The organism is Symbiopectobacterium sp. (assembly GCF_047692315.1).
In the GTDB taxonomy this organism is placed as follows: Bacteria; Pseudomonadota; Gammaproteobacteria; order Enterobacterales; family Enterobacteriaceae; genus Symbiopectobacterium.
Genome location: NZ_JBLLJS010000011.1, coordinates 68429 through 90469 on the forward strand (window position 1 = coordinate 68429; position 22041 = coordinate 90469).

Annotated in this window: 21 protein-coding genes and 10 pseudogenes; 13 read left to right on the forward strand and 18 right to left on the reverse strand. The window is 50.6% G+C overall.

What is annotated here, in order from left to right; all coding sequences use genetic code 11:
* Positions 1-308: 308 nt before the first annotated feature.
* From ACMZI0_RS03825 to ACMZI0_RS03875, 11 genes and pseudogenes are all read right to left on the reverse strand, one after another.
* Positions 309-950, reverse strand: coding sequence for a Fe-only nitrogenase accessory AnfO family protein (locus ACMZI0_RS03825; RefSeq protein ID WP_415672006.1), 642 nt, complete (start codon positions 948-950; stop codon positions 309-311).
* Entirely contained in the window at positions 940-1347 is a 408-nt protein-coding gene (locus tag ACMZI0_RS03830) for a pyridoxamine 5'-phosphate oxidase family protein (protein ID WP_415672007.1), read from the reverse strand. The genes ACMZI0_RS03825 and ACMZI0_RS03830 overlap by 11 nt, the downstream gene beginning before the upstream one ends.
* Positions 1348-1442: 95 nt before the next feature.
* Complete coding sequence (locus tag ACMZI0_RS03835; RefSeq protein ID WP_415672008.1) at positions 1443-1886, reverse strand: hypothetical protein; 444 nt, start codon at positions 1884-1886, stop codon at positions 1443-1445.
* 66 nt (positions 1887-1952) lie between these two features.
* On the reverse strand, positions 1953-3341 hold the full coding sequence (anfK, locus tag ACMZI0_RS03840) for a Fe-only nitrogenase subunit beta (RefSeq protein WP_415672009.1): 1389 nt from the start codon (positions 3339-3341) through the stop codon (positions 1953-1955).
* A gap of 11 nt (positions 3342-3352) precedes the next feature.
* Positions 3353-3697: pseudogene (gene anfG, locus ACMZI0_RS03845) on the reverse strand (Fe-only nitrogenase subunit delta).
* Positions 3694-4215, reverse strand: coding sequence for a nitrogenase component 1 (locus ACMZI0_RS03850; RefSeq protein ID WP_415672010.1), 522 nt, complete (start codon positions 4213-4215; stop codon positions 3694-3696). Before ACMZI0_RS03850 ends, anfG begins: the two are co-directional and overlap by 4 nt.
* Positions 4216-4316: 101 nt before the next feature.
* A pseudogene (locus ACMZI0_RS03855) lies at positions 4317-5273 on the reverse strand (nitrogenase subunit alpha); the annotation flags it as partial.
* Between the two features lie 67 nt (positions 5274-5340).
* A complete protein-coding gene (gene nifH / locus ACMZI0_RS03860) occupies positions 5341-6168 on the reverse strand; it encodes a nitrogenase iron protein (RefSeq protein WP_415672011.1) in 828 nt (275 codons plus the stop codon).
* A gap of 267 nt (positions 6169-6435) precedes the next feature.
* A complete protein-coding gene (locus ACMZI0_RS03865) occupies positions 6436-6759 on the reverse strand; it encodes a hypothetical protein (RefSeq protein WP_415672012.1) in 324 nt (107 codons plus the stop codon).
* Between the two features lie 20 nt (positions 6760-6779).
* Entirely contained in the window at positions 6780-7085 is a 306-nt protein-coding gene (locus ACMZI0_RS03870) for a glutamine amidotransferase-related protein (protein WP_415672013.1), read from the reverse strand.
* 264 nt (positions 7086-7349) lie between these two features.
* Positions 7350-8111, reverse strand: a pseudogene (locus ACMZI0_RS03875) (cupin domain-containing protein); the annotation flags it as partial.
* A 223-nt stretch (positions 8112-8334) separates the two neighbouring features.
* Between ACMZI0_RS03875 and ACMZI0_RS03880 the strand changes: the two are divergent.
* The 3 genes and pseudogenes from ACMZI0_RS03880 to ACMZI0_RS03890 all read left to right on the forward strand — a co-directional run bounded on the left by ACMZI0_RS03880 (position 8335) and on the right by ACMZI0_RS03890 (position 11685).
* Positions 8335-9381, forward strand: a pseudogene (locus tag ACMZI0_RS03880) (Fe(3+) ABC transporter substrate-binding protein).
* Positions 9382-9397: 16 nt separating this feature from the next.
* A pseudogene (locus tag ACMZI0_RS03885) lies at positions 9398-10994 on the forward strand (ABC transporter permease).
* Complete coding sequence (locus ACMZI0_RS03890) at positions 10987-11685, forward strand: ABC transporter ATP-binding protein (protein WP_415672014.1); 699 nt, start codon at positions 10987-10989, stop codon at positions 11683-11685. Before ACMZI0_RS03885 ends, ACMZI0_RS03890 begins: the two are co-directional and overlap by 8 nt.
* Before the next feature lie 53 nt (positions 11686-11738).
* Here ACMZI0_RS03890 and ACMZI0_RS03895 read toward each other — a convergent pair whose 3' ends face one another.
* From ACMZI0_RS03895 to ACMZI0_RS03910, 4 genes are all read right to left on the reverse strand, one after another.
* Positions 11739-11909: a hypothetical protein gene (locus tag ACMZI0_RS03895; protein WP_415672015.1), complete on the reverse strand. Its 171-nt coding sequence runs from the start codon at positions 11907-11909 to the stop codon at positions 11739-11741.
* Positions 11910-11933: 24 nt separating this feature from the next.
* Entirely contained in the window at positions 11934-12380 is a 447-nt protein-coding gene (locus ACMZI0_RS03900) for a hypothetical protein (RefSeq protein ID WP_415672016.1), read from the reverse strand.
* Between the two features lie 15 nt (positions 12381-12395).
* Positions 12396-13160 (reverse strand): PD-(D/E)XK nuclease family protein, encoded by a 765-nt coding sequence (locus ACMZI0_RS03905; protein WP_415672017.1) that lies wholly within the window; start codon positions 13158-13160, stop codon positions 12396-12398.
* 192 nt (positions 13161-13352) lie between these two features.
* A complete protein-coding gene (locus ACMZI0_RS03910; protein ID WP_415672018.1) occupies positions 13353-14132 on the reverse strand; it encodes an acetoin reductase in 780 nt (259 codons plus the stop codon).
* Between the two features lie 205 nt (positions 14133-14337).
* Here ACMZI0_RS03910 and ACMZI0_RS03915 point away from each other — a divergent pair, with 205 nt between their 5' ends.
* From ACMZI0_RS03915 to ACMZI0_RS03935, 5 genes are all read left to right on the forward strand, one after another.
* Entirely contained in the window at positions 14338-14610 is a 273-nt protein-coding gene (locus tag ACMZI0_RS03915; RefSeq protein WP_415672019.1) for a hypothetical protein, read from the forward strand.
* 87 nt (positions 14611-14697) lie between these two features.
* Positions 14698-14967, forward strand: coding sequence for a hypothetical protein (locus ACMZI0_RS03920; RefSeq protein WP_415672020.1), 270 nt, complete (start codon positions 14698-14700; stop codon positions 14965-14967).
* A gap of 129 nt (positions 14968-15096) precedes the next feature.
* Positions 15097-15372: a hypothetical protein gene (locus tag ACMZI0_RS03925; protein ID WP_415672021.1), complete on the forward strand. Its 276-nt coding sequence runs from the start codon at positions 15097-15099 to the stop codon at positions 15370-15372.
* A gap of 221 nt (positions 15373-15593) precedes the next feature.
* Entirely contained in the window at positions 15594-16289 is a 696-nt protein-coding gene (locus ACMZI0_RS03930; RefSeq protein ID WP_415672022.1) for a hypothetical protein, read from the forward strand.
* The gene (locus ACMZI0_RS03935; protein ID WP_415672023.1) at positions 16265-17074 is read left to right on the forward strand and encodes a LuxR C-terminal-related transcriptional regulator; all 810 of its coding nucleotides are present in this window, start codon (positions 16265-16267) and stop codon (positions 17072-17074) included. Before ACMZI0_RS03930 ends, ACMZI0_RS03935 begins: the two co-directional genes overlap by 25 nt.
* Positions 17075-17099: 25 nt before the next feature.
* On the opposite strand, the gene ACMZI0_RS03940 is transcribed toward ACMZI0_RS03935, so the two are convergent.
* The 3 genes and pseudogenes from ACMZI0_RS03940 to ACMZI0_RS03950 form a co-directional block, all read right to left on the reverse strand.
* Complete coding sequence (locus ACMZI0_RS03940) at positions 17100-17744, reverse strand: carbon-nitrogen hydrolase family protein (protein ID WP_415672024.1); 645 nt, start codon at positions 17742-17744, stop codon at positions 17100-17102.
* Between the two features lie 4 nt (positions 17745-17748).
* A pseudogene (locus ACMZI0_RS03945) lies at positions 17749-17841 on the reverse strand (hypothetical protein); the annotation flags it as partial.
* Between the two features lie 82 nt (positions 17842-17923).
* Positions 17924-18412: an NUDIX hydrolase gene (locus tag ACMZI0_RS03950; protein WP_415672025.1), complete on the reverse strand. Its 489-nt coding sequence runs from the start codon at positions 18410-18412 to the stop codon at positions 17924-17926.
* A gap of 397 nt (positions 18413-18809) precedes the next feature.
* Here ACMZI0_RS03950 and ACMZI0_RS03955 point away from each other — a divergent pair.
* The 5 genes and pseudogenes from ACMZI0_RS03955 to ACMZI0_RS03975 all read left to right on the forward strand — a co-directional run.
* Positions 18810-18979 (forward strand): annotated as a pseudogene (locus ACMZI0_RS03955) (YjhX family toxin); the annotation flags it as partial.
* A 73-nt stretch (positions 18980-19052) separates the two neighbouring features.
* On the forward strand, positions 19053-19175 hold the full coding sequence (locus tag ACMZI0_RS03960; protein WP_415672026.1) for a hypothetical protein: 123 nt from the start codon (positions 19053-19055) through the stop codon (positions 19173-19175).
* A gap of 12 nt (positions 19176-19187) precedes the next feature.
* Positions 19188-19652 (forward strand): annotated as a pseudogene (locus tag ACMZI0_RS03965) (SAM-dependent methyltransferase); the annotation flags it as partial.
* A gap of 150 nt (positions 19653-19802) precedes the next feature.
* Positions 19803-20632, forward strand: a pseudogene (locus ACMZI0_RS03970) (class I SAM-dependent methyltransferase); the annotation flags it as partial.
* Positions 20633-20800: 168 nt separating this feature from the next.
* Positions 20801-21941 (forward strand): annotated as a pseudogene (locus tag ACMZI0_RS03975) (D-alanyl-lipoteichoic acid biosynthesis protein DltD).
* The last annotated feature ends 100 nt before the right edge of the window (positions 21942-22041 follow it).

A 22041-nucleotide genomic window follows, 5' to 3' on the forward strand; every position in this document is an offset into this window, starting at 1 on the left:
TCTTCAAGGGTGACAGCATGTCCGTTACACAACTTTTTCTTTCCAGGCGCATCATATCTCTCCCGACAAGTGCCCATTCTTACGTAGCAGAGTGAACCACAGCAGGTCAGAAGCATTGGTATCCTAAGTCGCAGGCTCTTGTGCACAGTCCATGTACAAACCTGCAAAATCAGCGCCAATACAAGCAAAACGGTCTTTTTTATAATTCATTGATAATCAAGGAGAGAAAAACCACCTCAGTCTCAGCGAATACGCAAGATGTTCCATTGAGAACATTCCTGTCCGATTTGGTACTTCAACGAACGTTTTCAGACATTCTGTGGCATCACCACGACACAAAACGTTCCATCTGCACGTGGCTCACTCACAATGCTGAATTCACGCGCATCAAGCGTGGCAAAACACTTCGGCAAATGATCGCAAATGACTTCCAGACGTCGAAATTGCTTTTGTTGCAGGAAGGGCTGTAATAACCGCCGCGAGATGTGCCCCTCACCGCTGTTTGCCAGTGCATCTATCAGATTGAAATGAAAATCCCCGGTTTGTATGCCCGGCTGAAAAAATGTCTCGGTATGGAGTGGCGTCACTTGCGAGGAAGAATGGATACGCTCCGCGATACGATCGAGAAGCGGGACCGGTTTGCCACTGCATCGCCACATGGTAATCCCTCTCCCATCAAGCCAGGCCAGTAACACGCCCTGAATCTCCCGAGCCACAATGTGACGACACTCTGGTAACACCTCAAGCATCGTCAATGTTTGCTGACGCAAAGCGGCCAATGACATTGACGATGTTGACGGGTAAGGGACTTCACGACAGCATTGCCAGCCAGAACGCGCCTTGACAAACAGCGTTGCCACGCCGGGCTGCCCGGACGCCGTTATCATTCCTTGATTGTCGAGATACGCGGCAATGTAGAGAGGGGGTGTCATGTCTGTATCAAAAACCATGCTGCTTCCCCTTCATGGATTCGATGTCGATGCGTATCACCAACGTTGCTTGCAGATTTGCTTCAGGGAACGCATAGTGCCGATCGGTGAAACCCGCCATTAATCGTTGCAATATGGGGATTTTTTCCTGGTTATCGTTGATGAATTGCGCTTTCCCCAACCCAATCACAGTGCGATGCCGAGCCTCAAAATTACAGGCCAGCGCATCCTCTACCACGCCACCATAATGAGAAATAGCAAAACAAAGGGTATTGTTACGTTTAAGCAACTCGATCTTGCTGCCACTGCGCGCGGAGTGAAAATAGATCGCCGTGCCATCCCAGACATAGAAAACAGGCACCAGAAAGGGCACATCATTATTGGCCAGCGCAATGTACATCACTCGCTCTTCGCGCAAAATGGCATCAATTAATGTGGGATCGGTGATCTCCCGTTCATCTCACCGCATTTCGTTATGGGGAAAATCGGCCAAAGCCAGGTTAGCAGGCGTATTCATCGTCTATTCTCCCGAAAGTGGCCAAGTACTGGTGACCGTTTTCGCTCCGCCACAATCAGCGCATCCAATGTCTCACAAACAGAAAGAATGCGTGCTTTATCCTGTTCGTCCGGCGTTCCATGGTAGTAATCATCAATAGAGCAAATACCGAAAAGTGCATCGAGCGCGGCAATATCCTCCATTAACGCAGAGGTAAACGTCACTTTCTCCGAGGCACTGGCCAGCAGGCTACGGTAATTGTGATTCATCGGCATGATGTTATGTAGCGAACACAGCGCAATCAGGTAGCACTCCACCGCCAGCGATGCCACGTTAAATACCAGACTGACGGACGATGATTGTGGTGCCAACAACATGGCGCGGCGATGATAGCCACGCGCATGTTCATAACAGCGAGTGAATCGTTGTTCATCGCTTTCAAACAGCAATCCTGACATCATTTCCTCCCGAACAGGGCACCGATTCCCGGTGCCTTATCGCATGTCGATAGAATGGAAACCGCCGACTTACCAAACGTTGAGCAACCACTCCCTGTTCTTTTTGTATTCCATGTCGGTAAACAGGCTGTTTGCCATTTGCTCCTCCAACCAGATGGCACCGGCGTACCCCACGACAGGATGCCAGTAGTGGCCCGCTCGGTCATAAGTGGGAAAACCGACTCTGACCATGGGTATCTGGTTATCAATCGCGGTGAAACGGCCTTTGGAGTGCCCGAGGATCAGATCCAGTTGCAGATCGTTTTGGGTAATACGCTGCTCCATCTCCCACAGATCCGCATTGGTAATGATCTCCATATCATGCGATACCCCATCGCGCAGAGCGTGAATGCGGGGATCATTGACATAACCGGCATTGTCATCGCCCAGCAGCAAAAGCACCGGTTTCATTTCCAGATCGAGACAGAACTCCGCCAGCCCAATCACCAAATCGGGGTTGCCATAAATCGCCATCCGTTTGTCGGCAAGAAACATATGCACCAGATCTGTCAGGGCATCCAAGGCGATCCCGCGCTCCCGCACCAGTGAAGGCGGAATGGGTTTCCCCGTCAGGGTTTTCAGGTTATGCAACAGCGTGTCCGTATTACGAATACCAATCGGTGTCGGGCCAATGATGGTCGGGATCTGGAACGTCTCTTCCAGATAATTCGCCGCTTTGCCCCCTCCATAGCGATTGAGCGCAAGCGTCGCGCTGGCATTGGCCGTGTCGGTCAAATCGGCGATGGTGGTATTGCCGTGAGAAACGGTATTACCGGACGGCATCAAGGGGGAGTCGAAATCCTCAATCTCGAACAGCACGGTGGCATCAATCTCCATCTTCGATAGCAGATGCTTCAATGCCGTCACATCACCGGGGTTCGCCCAGCCAGTAATCAAATTGAGCTTGCCGTTAGGTTCCCCTTTTCGGGCGAAATACTTGACGATATCGCGTACCGCCAGGTCGTACCCGCTGATCATGCTGCCGACAAAACTTGGCGTATGGATAGGAATCAGATGCACTTCTCGACCGGTGTATTTCTCTTTCAGCAACCCATCGTTGAGCTTGCATACCACGCCATCCACATCATCACCAATCACCTCTGTGGAACAGGTGGTGATAATCGGGGTTACCTTGACGTGGGGATAACGCATTAGTAAAACGTCGACCGCTTGCTCTACGCGATCCAGCGCGCCAAACACGGCCCCGTCTTCATGTACCGATGATGAGGCAATTTCGAAGCTCTCTTTCAGATGCTGAGAAATAAGCAAACGGACAAACATCACACATCCCTGACCGCCATGCACAATACCGATACAATCCTTGATGCCGATACTCACATACTGTGCACCTACCGGTTGGCAGGTAAAAATGGGGTTGATCACCCCCGTGCGATCTTTCGCTTTCAGTTCACGGGACATGGCTAACCTCATTAATAGCGCTGGTCGGTCAGTTCGGCATTCAACGAACCGGTAATGGTTAAATAATCAAGACGCTGATGTAACGCGTACATCAGATTGGAAATAGCGTCAGTGGACATCCCCACCAGCCAATCGAAGCGCTTGCGCCAGGTATCAGCGAGCACCACCGCATCCACCCAGTAGCAGCGATCGGCGGGCGTTTACAGATCCACGTCTTCACTGCACAGCAATTGCCGGGTTTTACCTAACACACCTGCGTTCTGTTTTTCCCGATCCCAACTGCGGGAATGAAACTGCCACAGACAGTGTTTCATGATGTAATCCACCAGCGCTTCAACCTGTTGTTCCTGGGTCATACCGCCTCCTGTCGCTGCGGCTTGTCTTGGGAAAAATCGGGATATTCGCGCTGGCGCAATTTGGTGACACTGTCAAAGCCGCCGGTATATTCCCGCAAGTTCGGATCCTGACGGATGTCTTCACTCAACGTGGCATCCGAGATCATGCGTGCCGTAGCAAAACCGCGATCGGCAGGGATCTCTTGCTCGCTGATATCCAGCATCGAGAGCTGATGAATCGGCGAATAAATTGCGTTGTAGATATCCCGCGCAAAGCGCACCCAGCCTTCAAACCCTTTGTAAGGACCGTTGTGATAAGCATGGGCATTGAGGTACGGCACCCGGATTTTTTTCGCCACTTCGCCAGGCCGTTTGCCGGTAAAGATCACATCCGGCTTAAGGGTATACATGGCTTCAAGTGACTCCAGTTCATTGGGATCATCAATCGCCAATGCACCCTCTTCACACCGTGCAATCCCTTTTTCCATATCGCCCTGATGACCAAATTTGGTATACACCGAGACCGCTTCCACACCCATCTCTTCATGGATAACGTGCGCCCAGTGCCACAGCTTGGAACCTCCGGGCCATAGGTAGACCGGTAGACCTTCTTCCCTTGCAATCGCGCCTTATACCAATCCAGCTCTGGCTTCCAGCAGGCAACTTCTTCGTCGATAATGGCTTGTGCTCGGTCTTCAATCCCAAAAAACAAACCAATTTTACGCAGCGAATCAGAGAGTGGGCCAAAGCCGGAGCCATCGATATCCAAACGGGGTATGCCGTAGCGCACCCGTAACTCATTACAGATGTATTCCGCTGAACGCGCGCACTCCAGAACATTCAGGTGCTCTTTATGCATCGCCCGCAGGTCATCATAGGAACCATTACCGGTAAAGGTAGACAGCACCTGAATACCCATGCGTTTGAAATAATCCGCCATCACTTCCTGATCGCCTTGAATGTTATATTCACCCACATAGTTGATGACATAATCACTGGTAATGGTGGGTTCAACCGTGCCTACCTTTTGGTTGATCCAGGCGATATTAATCTTGTGATGACCGCCAGACTGACTTGGCCCGGCAAACCCTGGTGAGTTGCAGACAAAAATATCGACATCGGGACGTTCATCCATCACTTTCTGCGCGATCGCTGCAATATCATCGCCAATCAGCGCAGAGGCGCAGGTTTGATAGATAGTCATGCGTTTAATCGTTGGATGCGCATCAAAGGCTTCAACGATGTTCTTTTTCAGCACCTTCTCCGCGCCAAACACGATGTGTTTTTCTTTCATGTCGGTAGCGAAGGTATACTTCAGTTGGAAGTTATCGTTATCACTGATATAACGCTTGGTCTGCCAGGTATCATAGGTGCACCCTACAGGACCGTGACTGATGTGAATAACATCCTTCATCGGTGTGCCAATCACATGCTTGGCTCCACAGTAGGCACAACCTCGTTCTGAAATCGTGCCCGGGATAGTGTTGAGATATCCCAGCGGCAATGCAGAAGTGATATCTTCGCCCTCACCTTTCAACACGGCATGTTGTTTACGTTCAGGAATGCATTTACTGCATTCAAACTCATGGTACGGCATAATTTCTCTCCCATAAGGGCAAGGCAGAATAACGACAGTGAAAAAAGAAACCGGGCAGCGAATAGAATTAATCCATCAGCCCATATTTCACGACCATTTTTTCTAATTGGTCCATAGACAGTGGTGTCGGTATTACAAAATCCTCATTCTCGATAATCTTGCGCCCTAATTCCCGATATTCTTGCGCCTGATTCGCTTGTGCATCAAATTCCGTGACCGTTTTTTTATTAAACTCGGCTTTTTGTACGATGTTGTCGCGCGGAACAAAATGGATCATTTTGGTTCCTATCGCTGTGGTAAATTCTTCGAGAAATTCTTTTTCGCCATCAACATTTCGGCTATTACAAATAATGCCACCAAGCCGAACACCGCTTTGCTTGGCATACTTCACCAACCCTTTGCAAATATTGTTTGCGGCATAAATGGCCATCATTTCACCGGAGGCAACAATGTAAACCTCCTGAGCCTTGCCATCACGGATAGGCATGGCAAACCCACCGCACACCACGTCGCCTAATACATCAAAGAAGATAAAATCCAGGTCATCGGTATAGGCTTTATTATCTTCCATCAGATCAATGGCCGTGATAACGCCGCGCCCCACACAACCAACGCCCGGCTCCGGGCCGCCAGATTCTACGCAACGAATATCAAATACGCCGGTTTTCACCACCATCTCATTGGTAATTTTCTCTGCACCTTGATCGCGTAATACATCCATCAAGGTTTCCTGAGGTTTACCTCCTAAAATAAGGCGAGTCGAATCCGCTTTAGGGTCGCAACCATGAATAAATACCTTTTTGCCATGGAAATAAGCCAAAGCAGCTGCCGTATTTTGCGTGGTGGTCGATTTACCGATCCCCCCTTTACCATAAATAGCCAGTTTACGCGTCATTATTTCTCTCCCAAGAATAAAAGCATTAAGTAAGTTCAACTGGGTATGCCAGAATGAAATTGCAAAACTGGGGCCACTAAAAGAAAAAAAGGAGAAAAAGAAATAAGATAAGAGACTGCTTCAAGCCTATCGACTGAATTTATTACAGTTATTTTTTTATTGACCGATAGCGTAACGAAGTGAAAAAGAGAATCCCGGAAAGATGAGATTCCCGCTGGCTGTTCATTGATGAACTTTTCACCAGCGAGATGTTCGGCAAAGGAAAATCTAGGCGTCCAGTTGATCCAGCCAGCGAGTCATAACCTGTTGTGCCGCCAGCGCCAGCGATGCTGAATATTGCGCCGCCTGCTCACGTAGCTCGCCCAGATGAAGTCCAGCCAGCTCCAACTCACACGCGTGCCCAACCAGCCACCCTTCCAGTCCGGTTTGGCTCACCTCAGGATGGAACTGAAGGCCAAGAGCATGTTTACCCACACTGAAGGCTTGATTATCACATACCGTGCTGCCCGCCAGCCGTATCGCCGAATCTGAAACTTCAAAGCGATCGCCGTGCCAGTGCAAAACAGGCACTCCAGATAGCGAAGCCAACACAGAAGCTTCCGTCACAGACGTCAGTTGAATGGGCCCATAACCAATCTCTTTCCCCCCATCGGTGCTACGCTCGCTTCGAGTGCTCGCGCCATCAATTGCGCCCCCAGGCAGATACCGAGCACGGGGCGCTGCTGCGCCAGCCGTTGCCGAATAATCTCTAACTCCCGGCACAAAAAGGGATAACCCGTTTCATCATTGGCGCTGATCGGGCCACCCAGCACAATCAGCAAATCGGCGTGCAGAGGATCGAACGTCTCCAAAGAGGTTATAGGCGCATCGATATAGTGATACTGAAAACCACATTCATGAAGGGTATCGCTCAGCATGCCCAAATCTTTGTCGAAAAACAACCACAGTTTTCATCGAAAGCTCCTTTGTCGCTAATGAAAAACAGCCGTTACCTGTCATGCAAAATACTGGCCTGTTCTTCCTGTCTGTGGCACGACGGGTCCGCTTTCTGCACGGGTTATTCATTGGTAGAACCCTCGCCTGACAGGACCGCGCAAGGGTTCAAACGTCATTATTACTCTTCGAAGTACCAGTATCCCAGATTAAGTCAGTGCCGTCAGCTCAGCACTACCGCTGGATTATAAAGCGCTGCGTAAACGTTCAAGCTCGTGCGCTTCAACGCGCTCAGGATGTTCACGCACCGTTAAACCCGGATCGCTGTAGTGCTCACTGCCAAGATCGTTTTCCAGCGCATAGTCGGCAAAACTGCTGATTAAATCCCTGCCATTAGGTCCGCGGAAACCGACGGAATAATTGAGTGTTGTCTCATAGGTAAAACCGTCATGGGGGAAGCCCGGCGGAATATACAGAATGTCGCCAATCTCCATTTCGACATCAATGATCGGCGTAGATGGCTCACAGTGCAGCAGCGCCGGATGCGGGCAATGCTGTTTCAAAGGGAGCTTGTCGCCCACGCGCCAGCGACGACGCCCCATCCCCTGAATAATAAATACGTCGTACTGATCGATATGCGGCCCAACGCCGCCACCCGGCACAGAGAAAGAGATCATCAGATCGTCCAGGCGCCAGTCCGGCAGTACGCGAAATGGGCGAACAAGCTCAGCAGACGGCGCATGCCAATGGTTGACCGCCTGTGCCAGCAACGACCAATCGGTTTCCCCTAAGTCATCAAAATGCTCAAACGGCCCATTGCTGGCTTGCCACCGCCCATTTTTATGGCTCACCAGGCGGCTATCCACTTCAGGTTCCATTGCCAGGCCAGCCAGCTCATCTGGCGTGATAGGGTCGACGAAATCAGGGAACGCGCGTTTTAATACAACCGGCTTTTTTTGCCAGTAATTGGCTAAAAATTCGGGCCAGTTCAGATTGAGTTGGAAAGACATAATTCACACCAGTGGGAAGAGAAACGGACGAGATTATAAAAAGAGTGACCCCGTCCCGCCTTGTCATGCGTCAAGACTCTACGCATCCTCCCACGCATTGTCGCATTAATGAGTTGAAAACGAGACTAATTATCATCTATATTTTTATTCCCATTAGAAAATGTTTCACCACGTGATAATTCCCTATCAATGCGAAGGTTTTTACTCTGGAGAAGATAACGATATGGCTATCCTGCTTTCATCTGCCCGCCGCGGTATACGTCGTCTGGTGCTGGCTTCAGCGCTGCTGGCCGCTTACGCCGCCCCCGCACTGGCCGAAGAGTCATTAACGTTGTATACCACGCGCGAGCCGGGCCTTATCCAGCCGTTGCTGGACACTTTTACTAAAGACAGTGGCGTGAAGGTCAATACGGTTTTTATCAAAGATGGCATGCTCGAGAGAGTAAAAGCTGAAGGGTAAAACTCCCCGGCGGACCTGCTGATGACCGTCGATATTGGTAATCTGGTAGATCTGGTCGAAGCAGGCGTTACGCAACCCGTGAAGTCGGCAGCGCTGGAAGCCGCCATTCCTGCCAATTTGCGCGGTGCCGATGATCAATGGTTCAGCTTATCAATGCGCGGTCGCGTGCTGTATGCGGAAAAATCGCTGCCGCTGAACAGCTTCACCTATGAAGCGCTGGCCGATCCGCAATGGAAAGGCAAAGTGTGTATCCGTGCCGGACAGCATCCGTACAATACGGCCTTAATTGCGGCCATGATCGCGCACCACGGTGAAGCCAAAACGGAAGAATGGCTGCGTGGCGTTAAAGCCAATCTGGCACGAAAAGCCACCGGCGGTGACCGTGATGTAGCACGAGATATTCTTGGCGGCATCTGTGATATCGGCCTGGCCAATACCCATTATGTAGGCCACATGAAGAATGCCAAAGAGGGTACTGATGCTCGCCAATGGGGCGATGCTATCAAAGTCGTGAAACCGACCTTCGAGCAAGGCGGTACTCATGTAAATATCAGCGGAGCGGCGGTCAGCCGTTATGCACCGAATAAGGCGCAGGCAGTAAAACTGCTGGAATATTTGGTTTCGGCACCGGCCCAGCAACTCTATGCCAAGGCCAACTATGAATATCCAGTTCGCAAGGGCGTTGAGCTGGACCCGATTATTCGTGACACCATTGGTGAACTGAACGTCGATTCTCTGCCTTTAACCGACATCGTGAAACACCGTAAACAAGCCAGCCAGTTGGTCGATAAAGTTGGCTTTGATCAATAAGCATCGAGATGCACTGATGGCGCGCAGCGTGTTTGATGTGCTGCGCGTACCGTTTTCTCCACTCGGCATCACCACCTGTGCAATTGCACTCGGCGTGCTGATGCCGATCTTTTCTCTGCTCTGGCTGGCGGCCGATACTAATTTCAGCCACTGGGCGCACCTGTTTCAGTACGTGCTGCCTGTCGCGACGCGCAACACGGTGATCCTGCTCGTGGGCGTTGCGTTGCTGGTGACCGTCATCGGCGCAGGCTGTGCCTGGCTAGTTACCCTGCATGATTTCCCGGGGCGGCGTATCCTCAGTTGGGCGCTGCTTTCACCACTGGCCATCCCAACCTATATCGTGGCCTTCGCCTGGCTGGATCTGCTGCACCCTATCGGCCCAGTTCAGACAGCGCTGCGTGCCCCGCTCGGCTATTGACAGCCCACGCCAATTTCGCTTGCCTGATATTCGCTCCATGACAGGTGCCATTATCCCGTTGGGGATCGTGCTCTACCCTTATGACTCGCAGAGGGTGTCAGCCTGGCCCTGTTGGAAACGCTCAATGATATCGGTGCATCCGAATTTCTTGGCGTCAACACGCTAACGGTCGCCATTTATACCACTTGGGTGACTCGCTCTGATTTGCCCGCTGCGGCACAAATTGCCGTATTAATGCTGTTTGGCGTGATGATACTGCTGACGCTGGAATATTATGGTCGACGCCGCCAGCGCTACGGCAGCAGCCGCTCACAGCGCCCGGTAACGCCAATACGCTTATCTGGCGTAAAAGGGATGCTGGTCTTTACCTTAACGGCCTTACCCGTAGTACTCGGCTTTATCGCCCCTGCACTGTTTCTCGCCTGGGAGAGTGCCAAGCGCCTGCATCAGGAGACGCCCCTTTCCCACGGGCTGTGGCAGTCCCTCCAAAACTCGCTGCTGCTGGCTCTCGGCGTAACACTCACGGTGTTGATAACCGGCATGATTGTCGCTTGGTTCGCACGCCATTCCGCCATCAGTTCGCAACGCGGTGGCTTTCGCCGCTCACTGCTGCGCGTTGCGTCTCTGGGGTACGCCGTGCCGGGCACCGTACTGGCAATAGGGTTACTGACGCCAGGGCTGGCAGTGGATAAATGGCTGGCAAGCCTGCTGGATTATCCAGGGGTTACCGCTGCTCTCGAGTGGCATTCTATTGGTTATCTGCTGCGCGATTCGTTTCCAGACTATCGCCATCGGTGCGACGGATGCGGGCCTGACGCGCCTGTCTCCAGCTCTTGAACAAGCTTCACGCCTGTTGGGGGAGAACGCCACGGGGACATTTTTTCGCGTGCATCTGCCGTTATTACATCCGGCGTTGGTCACCAGCGCTTTGCTGGTATTTGCGGATGCGATGAAAGAGTTACCCGCAACGTTACTGCTACGACCGGTCAATTTCGAAACGCTGGCAACCGTGCTGTATGCCGAAGCCGCACGCGGCACTTACGAAGAAGGGGCCATTGCCGCTTTGCTCATCGTGCTGGCAGGAACGCTACCGGTGATTTTGCTGGCGCACAGCCAGTTCAGCACATCGCGCAAGCCCAACGAACCGCAACAGAGCAGCGCATCTTATCAAGGAGAATCGTCGCGACATGTCTGACGCCACACTGGTTCTGGAAGCCATCCATGTTGCCTACGGACATGGACAACAGCAACATCATGTCCTTAATGGCTTTTCGCTAACGGTTCAGGCGGGTGAACTCACTTGCCTGTTGGGGGCGTCCGGCAGCGGGAAAACCACCGTATTACGCGCCATTGCCGGATTTGAACCTCTTAGAGCAGGCCGTATTCAGGTTTCGGACATTTGCGTTGCGGGGCCGGGCATCCACCTGCCGCCGGAGAAACGCCACGTCGGCATGGTGTTTCAGGAATATGCCCTGTTTCCTCATCTGACTGCGGCAAAGAATATCGCTTTTGGTTTGCGCAAGCAGCCAACCTCAGTCATACAGTCTCGTGTGCGTGAATTGATTGAGCTCATCGGGTTAAGCGCTTTGTCAGAACGTTATCCTCATGAGCTGTCCGGCGGCCGGCAGCAGCGTATCGCACTGGCACGCGCGCTGGCACCGGAACCCAGCATTCTGCTGCTGGATGAGCCGTTTTCCAGCCTGGATGCCGAGACGCGCCAGCGGCTGGGACAGGATGTGCGCGACATTCTCAAGTTATCAGGACAAACGGCCCTGATGGTCACGCACAGCGAGCAAGAAGCGATGATGATGAGCGATCGTATCGGTTATATGCACGCGGGAGCGTATAGGGAAGCGCCAGCTAGTGCCTCAAGTGTGGAAAGATAAAACATGCCAACGCGACTCCTGCGCGAAGAGGAGCTATTGCCCGAAAATAGGCATTATTCACCAGGTTCAATAGAGGCGGAAAACATCTCATCAAAAATTAAAATGGCCTCTTTCAGTTTTCCCAAAGCGGCGCAGAGAAGATAAAACACCTCATGATCTTCGGGAAATTCACCATATTCTTGCCAACACTCGGTCACCAGATTGATATCCACGGTGAATGGCAAGTAGTAATTTCCTTTGGTTAAATCTTAAAAATCCATACCCATCAGTTGCTGGTGACACTTAGTATCAAGGGCATTCACATAGGCACTCAGCTTTTTTGTTCCACCGAAATGGCGCGCTCTTATTTCGAAACAAAAACCGAACTCGACCTGTTCGGTCCCCAGTCCAGCGATAGTCTCCAAACTATAATCAACGCCATCGCCCCCGGCAGTATGCGTTTCAAACCAATATTTCCAATCATCGTCTTCTAATTTCCATGCTTTAGGTGCAAGCCAGCAATATCCCTTTTGCACAAAACCGACTTCCCCTTCCCAGCCATTGTCCTTTATGAAACGATGAATACATTGGTCAAATCCCTTCCAAAAGGCAGGTTCTATTTGCTTTTCGAAAACAACAACAGCCTCATTAAACATCTTGAATTGCGACAAAATGAGGGTTCCAGCCAATCGTTCTTCCTTATTAGATGATTTCATTGATCTTCCCTTTGATTAAAATTTGCGCATGCGTTCAAGAAAACAAAAAGCAGAATGAGCAGCCATTTGTCTCATGGATGACCCATCATACAGAGAACCTGTTTTGCGGTAATCCGCCCGCATGGATTCTTCAAAACGTGTCGCAAGGTCGCTCCACGACAGGCAAGAAATACAGTGTGGGTTATCCGCACCAATGCTCTTGGGTTGTTTACCCTGTGGCGTTAAAAACACAACGCCCCAACGGCGTTTTTTCGTCGCACGTTTTTCAGCATCCAGACAGTAACGCTCGATTTGCTCTTCCTGCTCAAAAGCATCTATCTTCACTTCAATTAAAACAAAGAAATTATCGGCGTCAATCTCAATATCAACCCGATTTTTACTGTCACCATTCGGATTGGATTCAACCCGCACGCGGCAAAAGCGCGTAAACTCAGCAGGAAAAGCCTTATTCTCTGATGTGCGTATTGATGCCAGCAAGGTATATAAAGGAACAGCACCAAAACCATGTGACCCTTGCGGATTCAGCAACCAGGCAAGAACGGCTGAATTACGCACTTCTTTGCGCTTTAACCCCGCGATATCCCAAGGATCAAAAGACAATACGCGATGCTGCACCGTCTGAAGCGGTGTTGCTAAGCGACTAAAAAAGACCATGAGTTGGCCAACATCGATGTCTATTTTTTCAGTGCTTATCGGCTCGTTGAACGTTAATGCGTTTTCTGGCCATTGTTGAAAAAAGCCTGGCAGCCATTCCACCAGATACTGATGATTTGTCTCCATATTCAACACCTTCCCTTTCACCGATAGACATGCGCCGAAGACAACGCGTATTACTGGCCGTTTGCATAAGCCGCAAAAGCATCATCATAAGTGCCAATCAGTAAAAAGCGAGTGTTTGTGAATTCAGAGAATGCAAACAGGAAGGAAATTTCCCGAGCCGCATTGAGCACACAGCGACTCGGGTTACAGGACTTAGCGGTAAACAATACCACCATCAATCAGAATTGCCTGGCCGGTGACATAGTCTGAATCTGGCCCTGCCAGACAGGAGACCAGACTGGCCACGTCATCCGGCGTCTCAGCACGACCCAGCGCAATACCTTCAACATATTTTTTGTAGGTTTCGCCGACAGGAGTACCGGTGATTTCTGAGAAACGCTTATCGATTTCTGTCCACATTCCCGTCCCGACAATCCCTGGGCAATACGCGTTTACCGTAATGCCGCGGCTGGCATATTCTTTTGCAGCAGCCTGGGTCAGCGCATGCACGGCGAATTTTATGGCAGAATAGATGCCTAACATCGCAAAACCATCGTGCCCCGCAATCGAACATGCATTGATGATTTTGCCTTTCTGTTTGCGTTCAATGAATTCTTTCGCCGCTGCCTGAATCCCCCACAGCGTTCCCTGAACGTTGATGCGCATAATGCGATCGACTTCTTCCGGCGTCACATCGGACAATGGCTGCACCTGAGCAATGCCTGCATTGTTGACGATAATATCGAATCCACCCAGTTGGCGTTCAGCCTGATCGATAGCCGCATACACCTGAGCACGAGCGGAAATATCAGCGACAAAAGTCGCAGCCTTACGCCCTAACGCCGCCACCTCCGCTGCTACGGCCTCAATACCCGTAGAATTAACATCCACCAACATCACTGATACGCCATCTTTAGCCAGACGCAGTGCAATACCTCGTCCGATACCCTGCCCAGCACCGGTTACTAACGCGACTTTATTTTCGATAGCCATACTCTGTATTCACCTCGTCGTGATTAACAATGCACAAGATGATTTACTTTATAGGCACGCATAAGTATGGCCTACCCCCCCCCTGTTGGGGGGCAGAGAGAGATAAAAATGGAAGAGAAACCCGGTTATCAATCAGTAAACGTGGTTCTACCGGTTGTCCTTCGGTACACTCAGGTCACTGACGATATAATGAGGTAGCGGCAGTATGGCATTTTTGCCCCCGATGCAGGCATCATCTGCAACATTTGTTAACGAAGAACCTTTTCGCTTCACACGCAAGCTACCGCTCATTCTCACCAAATTCACTCCACCACGATCTCCGGGAGCCTTATTACAGCGCGATCGTTTGCTGCAACGCCTTGATAGTGCAGTATCCAGCAGCCTAACGTTGGTCTGTGCCACTGCGGGGTTTGGCAAAACAACGCTGTTGACCCAGTGGTATCAGCATCGACAGCGGCAGGGGGATGCGCTGGCTTAGCTCAGCCTTGAAGACGATGACAATACGCCGCTGATGTTTACACGCTATCTGCTGGAGGCGCTGCGGCCGCTGTATCATGGGTGAAGTATGGCGTTTCAACGCTATTTCCAGGGCGATTTCCCCGTCGATTTTTCGTTGTTTGTGGCTGAATTGGTCAATCAATCACACGGTTGCCCACACCCACTCTACCTCATCCTTGACGACTACCAGAGCATCAGTCACCCAGATATTCACGATGGGCTGAATTATCTTCTTAACCATGCGCCGGCATCCCTTCACTTGATTATTGGCAGCCGCAGCCAACTTCCCGTGGAGCTTGGCCGACTTCACGTGCAAGACCAACTGGTTGAGATCTAACACGATGAACTGCGTTTCAGCCTCGACGAAGCCAGCAGTTACTTTGCGCAGTCAGCCAATACGATGCTAAAATAGAAAGATATACAGCAGGCGATCGCCCTTACCGAAGGCTGGATTGCAGGCATGAAAATGGCTGCATTCTCTATGGGTGACAACACACACCATCACCACGGGTTGGGATATCTGAATGCCAATTCGCGGTCGATGAGCCGGTATATGGAGGAAGTGATTTTTGCGCCCCTCCCGCCAGAGGTGCTGGATTTTCTACTACAAACCTCGATGCTTAATCGTCTCCATCCTGACCTGTGCGATGCCGTCACCGGATACCGCAATGGCGAGGTGATGCTCACCTGGATAGCGCAACATAACCTGTTTCTTTCCACCCTGGATGAAGGCGGATTCTAGTTTCGTTACCATCCGTTGATGCGCGATGCGCTACAGAGCCGTCTGCAACATCGCATGGGTAATGATATCCACCGGTTACATGAGCGAGCCGGTAACTGGTTTGCAGCGCAACAGCTCTGGGCGGAAGCCATACGCCACGCGCTGGCGGCGGGGAAACCGGGTACCCCCATGCCGAAGCGGGCGAGCAATCGCTGGCTGAGGAGGGAGACATTGATACGCTGGTGCGCTGGATCCGCTACTTACCTGCAAATGTGGAATCTTCACGTATCGCGTTGCAAATCAAGCTGGCATGGGCCTTATCGCACCATTTTCAGTTTAACGATGCCCGCCAACTGCTTGATGCCATCGAAACGTTTGTGGCTAACCATCCAGAAGCGTTGGACCACACCACCTGGGTAAGATTACGCGTTGTACGTGCCATCTGCGAAGCCTTCGCGGAAAACATTGCCTACAGCATGACGCTGGTTGAACCCCTGCTGCGGGAGGTTCCCTGCGGGGATATCTGGGTGGATGGTCTGGTGTGCAATATTCTCAGCTATTGCCATCTGGCAAACGCACGCCCGCAGCAAGCGTTGGATGTACAAGCCCTGATACCCAACACCAAAACGGCGAACCGCAATCTCTTCGTTGAGGTTTATCGCGCGTATGTCATCGCGCAAGGGCTCCTGCGGCAGGGCAATCTTCGGGAAACGGAGCGTCAAGCCTCACAGGCACTGCAACGTGCCGAACAGCTAACCGGTCCCCACTCCAGCAGCAGTGCCACACTGTCCCCCCTTCTGGCAGAAATAGCCTGGGAGCAAGGGGATGTAGCACGCATCAATGCACTGCTGACGCTGCACCTGCAAATGATTGACGACTTCTGCCCCCTGATGGCTTCAGCCGCTGCTATATCGTGCTGGCACAACAGGCTCAGTTAAATGCTCGGGAGGAAGACGCTAACGCGCTGTTGTTGCACGCTGAAAGCCTGACTCTCCAGCGAGGATGTCGGCACGCACGGGTTGCCCTTTTGGCACAGCGCATCACTTTCCTGCTCCAGTCTGGGGATAACGCAGATGCGGCGCAGTTGCTTAGTCAGCTACAGCGTCTGACCGACGAAATGGCCGTAGAAAAAAATGACGCCCTGCGCTGGTATACCGAACAGAGTCGGGCTCGATTACTGATTGCGTCAGGCGATCTGTTGATGGCAGCAGAGGTGCTTCACGCCGTCATTCTCGAGCAAGAGCGATGTGGCGAATGGCTTGCAGCCACGCGTTCAAGACTGTTGTTGTCGGTCGTTCTATGGCGCACCGGTGAAACAGAACAAGCGATAGCCATGTGTAAACCGGCGATTCTGTGCGCGGTGAAACAAGGTCTGCATCGCAGCCTGCTAGATGCAGGCCCGGAACTGCTATCGCTATTGAGCCATTTGCACCAACAGCAGACGTTCGATGATGCGTTCAACCGTGCAATAGCAGCATTATGGACCACGCTTGCCCCCTCTCAGCCTGAAAACACCTCGCCTGTGGTATCACGATTAACCGAACGGGAACACCAGACGTTGCAACTGATCGCTGATGGCTTTTCAAACAAGGAGATCGCCCGCGCACTGGGAATTTCGGCGGAAACCGTGAAATGGCACTTGAAGCAACTATATGAAAAAATTCAGGTAAATGGCCGCATTCAAGCAGTGAATCAGGCGCGAAAATGGCAGCTATTGAAGTGAGCCGGTGCAGACATTCAGATAGTCGCTATGGCGATAAAAACGCGCCATCCAGCATATTCACGTCTCCCGTTGCAGTATCCAATATCAGCAACGCCTCCTGCGTAGCATTGGCTTGCAGGAGAAGTTTACCCTCTTGATTCCACACTGCCGATTGCCCTGCACCAATAAAATTATCGGCCTTGCCCACACAGTTTGCCATCAACACAAACATGCCATGCGCTTTTGCCATAGCGGGGTAATGCGCATTAGCACGGATAACGCCATTGGCTGATTTTGCGACACTCGCAACATAAACATCAGCCCCCAACGCCGCGGCCTCCCGCGCATGCTCCGGCTGTAAGGACTCATAGCAGATGGCAGGTACCAGCAACTTCCCATCAATACTGATCGTTGTTTGCTCTTTTCTGGGCACAAAGAAGGGCAACTCATCGGGATGAAGTAATTGCTTTGAATAAAATGACAGGTCTTTCTTCGGCTGGAAAATAACCATACTGATGGTTACTCCATCATACTGTTTTACCGGATAACCGACGGCAATAGACAGATGGTGCTCATCACTCAGCGATTGAAAAGTATCGTATGCGAATGCCTCGGGTGTTAATGACAGAGCTTTTGCTAATGTGGGCTCGTAGCCAGAGAGAGAGTTCAGGAAAGACAATGATATCGGCACAATACCGTGCAGCCGCCAGTATCATATGTCGGTGCTTTTTCACATTCTCATTAATATTCCCAGCGACAGACGCCAGTTGTGCAACACCGATTTTCATTATCACCCACGTGCTGTTTACCCAGAAACGCTTACTCTATAACGACACCGTCGAGAACGGTAATTACAAAAAAATATCAATCTCAAGGGATAACCTTGGGTGACGGAGGAATACCGTTCAACATAATGCGGTTTAACTCCTGAGCCATACAAACAGGCCGAAACGCTTCTTCTGAGGCCAGCATCTCTTCTATGCTCCACCAGCGTTTTTGCAACAGGTTACTTTTTTCATTATCACTCAGGTTCGGCTCACAGGTATCACAACCGCTAACATAAACCAGGTAATAGCGTTCATGGCTGATAAATTGACTGCCGTTACGCTCAAAAACCACCTCTCTTGACCACACCCATTCCGGCGTCTCTTTTATGATTAAGCCCGTTTCTTCCATCAGCTCTCTGCTAAGCGCCTGCTCGAACGTTTCATTCCCTTCCAATCCCCCACCGGGAGTGAGCCAAAACTCATTGATACTGGCATTAATATTGTCTTTGATATTTTTAAAGCTGAACTTAAAAAGCAAGACGTTATTATCGTTATCAATAAGTAATGCGCGTGCTGAATGACGAATATTCATACTATTCCCTTAATAGAATCTTCGTCATTTTATGCGATTGCCAGAACATTTGTCAGCACGCCAGGCTTTTTCGTGCCTGAGCAATATGACTCAACCACAGAATCTGCAGTGCCAAACGCCTAGTGCCTTTTCGCTGACAACGGGAAAAGGGTCGATATTTCCTTTTCAAATCACACTTTTCAGACTTGTTTATTCCCTTACAAAGCGTGCGTGCTATCCTTTACGCTGTAATTTCCTATCTACTCTCACCGAGGCTTTGATGCTGGAGAATGTAATCATCCGATAATCGGTTTGCCGACCTTATTCAGGCCGGGCTAGTTATCAATGCGCTGAAATCGAATGCGAGCACCGCAAGGTGTTTGCACGTTTTGCACATGATGATTAACAGGTTTCCAGTATGAATTTATCCCGTCAGGAACAACGAACGCTGCACGTTCTCGCCAAAGGAGGACGTATTGCGCACGTTCGCGACACTTCCGGTCGCGTCACCTCCGTCGAATGCTACAGCCGCGAAGGCTTGCTACTGAGTGACTGCACGCTCGCCGTCTTCAAAAAACTGTTAATGGTCAGCCGTATCGCATTAACACCGCCGGGCTGAAAAACGTCCGCGCCCAATCAGACAATCGCTAAGGAGAGAATCATGAACACTGTGTTTTCACCTGAGTTTATTAATGCCAATTTGATGGGGCCAAGCGCCCTACTGCTTGCAGAAGAAGTCAGCGCATTTCTGGCATTAAAACCCGGTATGAGAGTGCTCGATTGAGCCTGCGGTACCGGCCTGACGTCCCTCTATCTGGCAAGCCAATGTGGTGTTGAAGTGGTCGCAATAGATTTATGGATTGCCTCCGAAGATAACGCATGCCGCTTCAATGAACACGGATTGTCCAACCTGATAACCCCATTACATATGGATGTTGCCGACCTTCCCGCTTTAAAACCGTTTCCTGAAAACCATTTCGACGCGCTGCTTAATATTGATGCATACCACTACTTTGGTGCCAGCTCAGCCTTTTTCGACAGCCACCTTGCGCCGTGGATCAAACCCGGTGGCCGCGTCACTATCGTCATTCCGGGTTTAAAAAGACCTTTCGATCACGGTGTTCCTCCTGAACTGGCCCAATTTTGGCAGTCCGGCATGAACTTCTTTACCGTCGACTGGTGGCGGCAACTCTGGCAGCAAAGCGCGTATTTGCAGATAGATGGGTGCACTGAGAGCGCCTGTTGCGAGCAGGCCTGGTAAGAATGGCTGGCTTGCTCACACCCCTACGCCATTCGCGATCGCGACATGATGGCAGCAGAAGCTGGGCACTGGTTTAACTTCACCAAAATGACTGGCTATATCCGTAAATAAAACAATCCCCCCTCTTCGGAGGGGGAACGAGGTGAACCCATGAACATCAGCGAGATGATTAACGGTTTCCGCATCATGAAACTGTCCTCCGACGAAAGCAAAATCCCCTGGAACGACCCGGCCTTTAGCCAGCGCATGCTTGAAAATCATCTGTCACAGCAGCGCGACTGGGCCAGCTGCAGGCTCACCGTCATCGAACAACAAGTGGTATGGATTGCCCGCCAACTCCCGATGGGCGCACGGATTCTCGACCTCGGCTGCGGCCCAGGTTTCTATACCCACCGACTGGCACAACGAGGCTTTGACTGTACAGGAGTAGATTTTTCACCAGCATCCATCGCCTACGCACGTCAGCAAGCACAGGTAGCAGGGTTGAACATTGACTATCTACAGCAGGACGTGAGGGAGTACTCACCCATAGCCCGGTTCGATTTCATCATGATGACCTTTGGCGAACTGAATGTTTTCAGAGCAGCCGACGCTCGCAAACTCGTTAATAGCAGTGCGCAGTGGCTGATACCCGGCGGGAAACTGCTTATCGAAGTGCATACCTTCGAAGAGGTAAAAAACGCCAGGGTCTGGCGGCTGCACCGAGCTGGCAGCGATGCGCGCAGGGGCTGTTTCTTGCTCTTCCTCATTTACTGTTAACAGAGCATCTGTGGGATCAAGAGGCGCAAACCAGCCCCACACATTTTTGGACGATAGAAGAAAATGGCACAGTAACGCAATTCGGCAGCCAGATGACAGCATGGCAAGACGAAGCGTATCTGCAATTACTGACAGAAGGTGGATTTCACTCATCACAACGGGTTGATCCCACGGATTGGCCAGCAAGCGACACCTTTGAAGGCAAATTATTTGTGCTGCTTAATCAGATTATGTGGGCAGGCCAAACACTATACATACCGTTACACAGCAACGCTCATCATCGCCGATAAGCCTAGTATATAATGCAAAAAACACAGGAGCAATGCCCTGTAAAGATATAAATCAACAAACTCTAAACAAATGAATATCATGTAATTATAACTTTTATAATGAAAATCAAAAATACTCTCTGCCTACATATCCTGATGGCGATCCTGGCTGTCCTGTTCCTTAGCGTACCCCCGCTGGTGAGGGCCTTTGATCCGGAACTCACATTCCAGCCACTGATTAAATCAATGGAAGGAACGCCAAAGGAACGCAAGCAAAACATTGCCACTATTTCTCATGCTTTACAGGGAAATGCGATTTTCTTTATTGGAGCGTCTGAGGTTTCTACTTCCGAAGATGAACATTACGCAGTTTATAATTACTTCAACAATCAATTACATCGTCCTTTAGTGGCTTACGGTGATAGTTACGTTGATAACATCACGCATTTTTTACTGCTCTCACGTTTTAAAAATGACATTAACGCAAACAGCAAGATTGTTCTGCTGTTAGCACCCGATACATTTTATTCTGAAGGTATTCCTCCGGCAATTTTCGCCAACAATTTCCCCTCATCTATTTTTAATCCCTTGATGAAAAATATGTTGGCGCGCCCCTTGCTGGTCAAATACTTACGTAATATCGATAAAGAAGATATCAGCCACTTAACCTTCAGCCAAATGGAAATCTATAGCTGGTACCCAGAAATTATCTGGCAAGAAGTGAGTTATCTCTTTGCTAATTTCTGAGAGATGGTAAAAAACGAGTGGCTGGCAATGCCTGAACATTACCCCACAACCCGCAAAACCCTGGCCGGAACAACCCGTCAACATCGTCAATCCGGATTGGGATATGGCTTTAGCCCACGCGCGCGAGCTCAACAAATCGCGCCAGCAAAGCGCAGACACTATGTGGATGGATAAGTCGATTTTTGCCGACGATAACACGCCGGATGAGTGGGACAACGCGCCAGCGATTCCCTCGCAACTGGAAGCATTGCGGGCAACCGTCAAACTGCTGAAAGCGCGCAACGCCCAGTTTGTGGTGGTGGTTGACCCGATTAATCCGTGGGCCGTTAAAAACTCAGAGAAATTCCAGTTAGTGGATCAGCAGATCCGAACGATGCTGGAGCAACATCGGGTTCCCTACTTTGATATGTATGCCCAGCCTTATCAGAACGGCTGGAACTGGGATCGTCTGCATCCTACTGAACTGACGTGGGTTGCCATAGACCGCTTTATTGCTGAGAGTTTTAAACGATGAAAACTGCCATTCGCTTTTTTTCCTTTATTTCTTTCTGGCGGTCACCATTGTTGCGTGGACCTCTGTTGATGACAGCATGGATTTGAAAGTGCATTTCGAA

What these genes read in the sequence shown, in the direction of transcription:
- ACMZI0_RS03825 (WP_415672006.1), bottom strand. Translation starts at nt 950, where the DNA reads ATGGTTTTTGATACAGACATGACACCCCCTCTCTACATTGCCGCGTAT.
- ACMZI0_RS03835 (WP_415672008.1), bottom strand. Translation starts at nt 1,886, where the DNA reads ATGATGTCAGGATTGCTGTTTGAAAGCGATGAACAACGATTCACTCGC.
- anfK (WP_415672009.1), bottom strand. Translation starts at nt 3,341, where the DNA reads ATGTCCCGTGAACTGAAAGCGAAAGATCGCACGGGGGTGATCAACCCC.
- ACMZI0_RS03850 (WP_415672010.1), bottom strand. Translation starts at nt 4,215, where the DNA reads ATGGGTGTGGAAGCGGTCTCGGTGTATACCAAATTTGGTCATCAGGGC.
- nifH (WP_415672011.1), bottom strand. Translation starts at nt 6,168, where the DNA reads ATGACGCGTAAACTGGCTATTTATGGTAAAGGGGGGATCGGTAAATCG.
- ACMZI0_RS03870 (WP_415672013.1), bottom strand. Translation starts at nt 7,085, where the DNA reads ATGCTGAGCGATACCCTTCATGAATGTGGTTTTCAGTATCACTATATC.
- ACMZI0_RS03890 (WP_415672014.1), top strand. Translation starts at nt 10,987, where the DNA reads ATGTCTGACGCCACACTGGTTCTGGAAGCCATCCATGTTGCCTACGGA.
- ACMZI0_RS03900 (WP_415672016.1), bottom strand. Translation starts at nt 12,380, where the DNA reads ATGAAATCATCTAATAAGGAAGAACGATTGGCTGGAACCCTCATTTTG.
- ACMZI0_RS03905 (WP_415672017.1), bottom strand. Translation starts at nt 13,160, where the DNA reads ATGGAGACAAATCATCAGTATCTGGTGGAATGGCTGCCAGGCTTTTTT.
- ACMZI0_RS03910 (WP_415672018.1), bottom strand. Translation starts at nt 14,132, where the DNA reads ATGGCTATCGAAAATAAAGTCGCGTTAGTAACCGGTGCTGGGCAGGGT.
- ACMZI0_RS03915 (WP_415672019.1), top strand. Translation starts at nt 14,338, where the DNA reads ATGGCATTTTTGCCCCCGATGCAGGCATCATCTGCAACATTTGTTAAC.
- ACMZI0_RS03920 (WP_415672020.1), top strand. Translation starts at nt 14,698, where the DNA reads ATGGCGTTTCAACGCTATTTCCAGGGCGATTTCCCCGTCGATTTTTCG.
- ACMZI0_RS03925 (WP_415672021.1), top strand. Translation starts at nt 15,097, where the DNA reads ATGGCTGCATTCTCTATGGGTGACAACACACACCATCACCACGGGTTG.
- ACMZI0_RS03950 (WP_415672025.1), bottom strand. Translation starts at nt 18,412, where the DNA reads ATGAATATTCGTCATTCAGCACGCGCATTACTTATTGATAACGATAAT.
- ACMZI0_RS03960 (WP_415672026.1), top strand. Translation starts at nt 19,053, where the DNA reads ATGAACACTGTGTTTTCACCTGAGTTTATTAATGCCAATTTGATGGGG.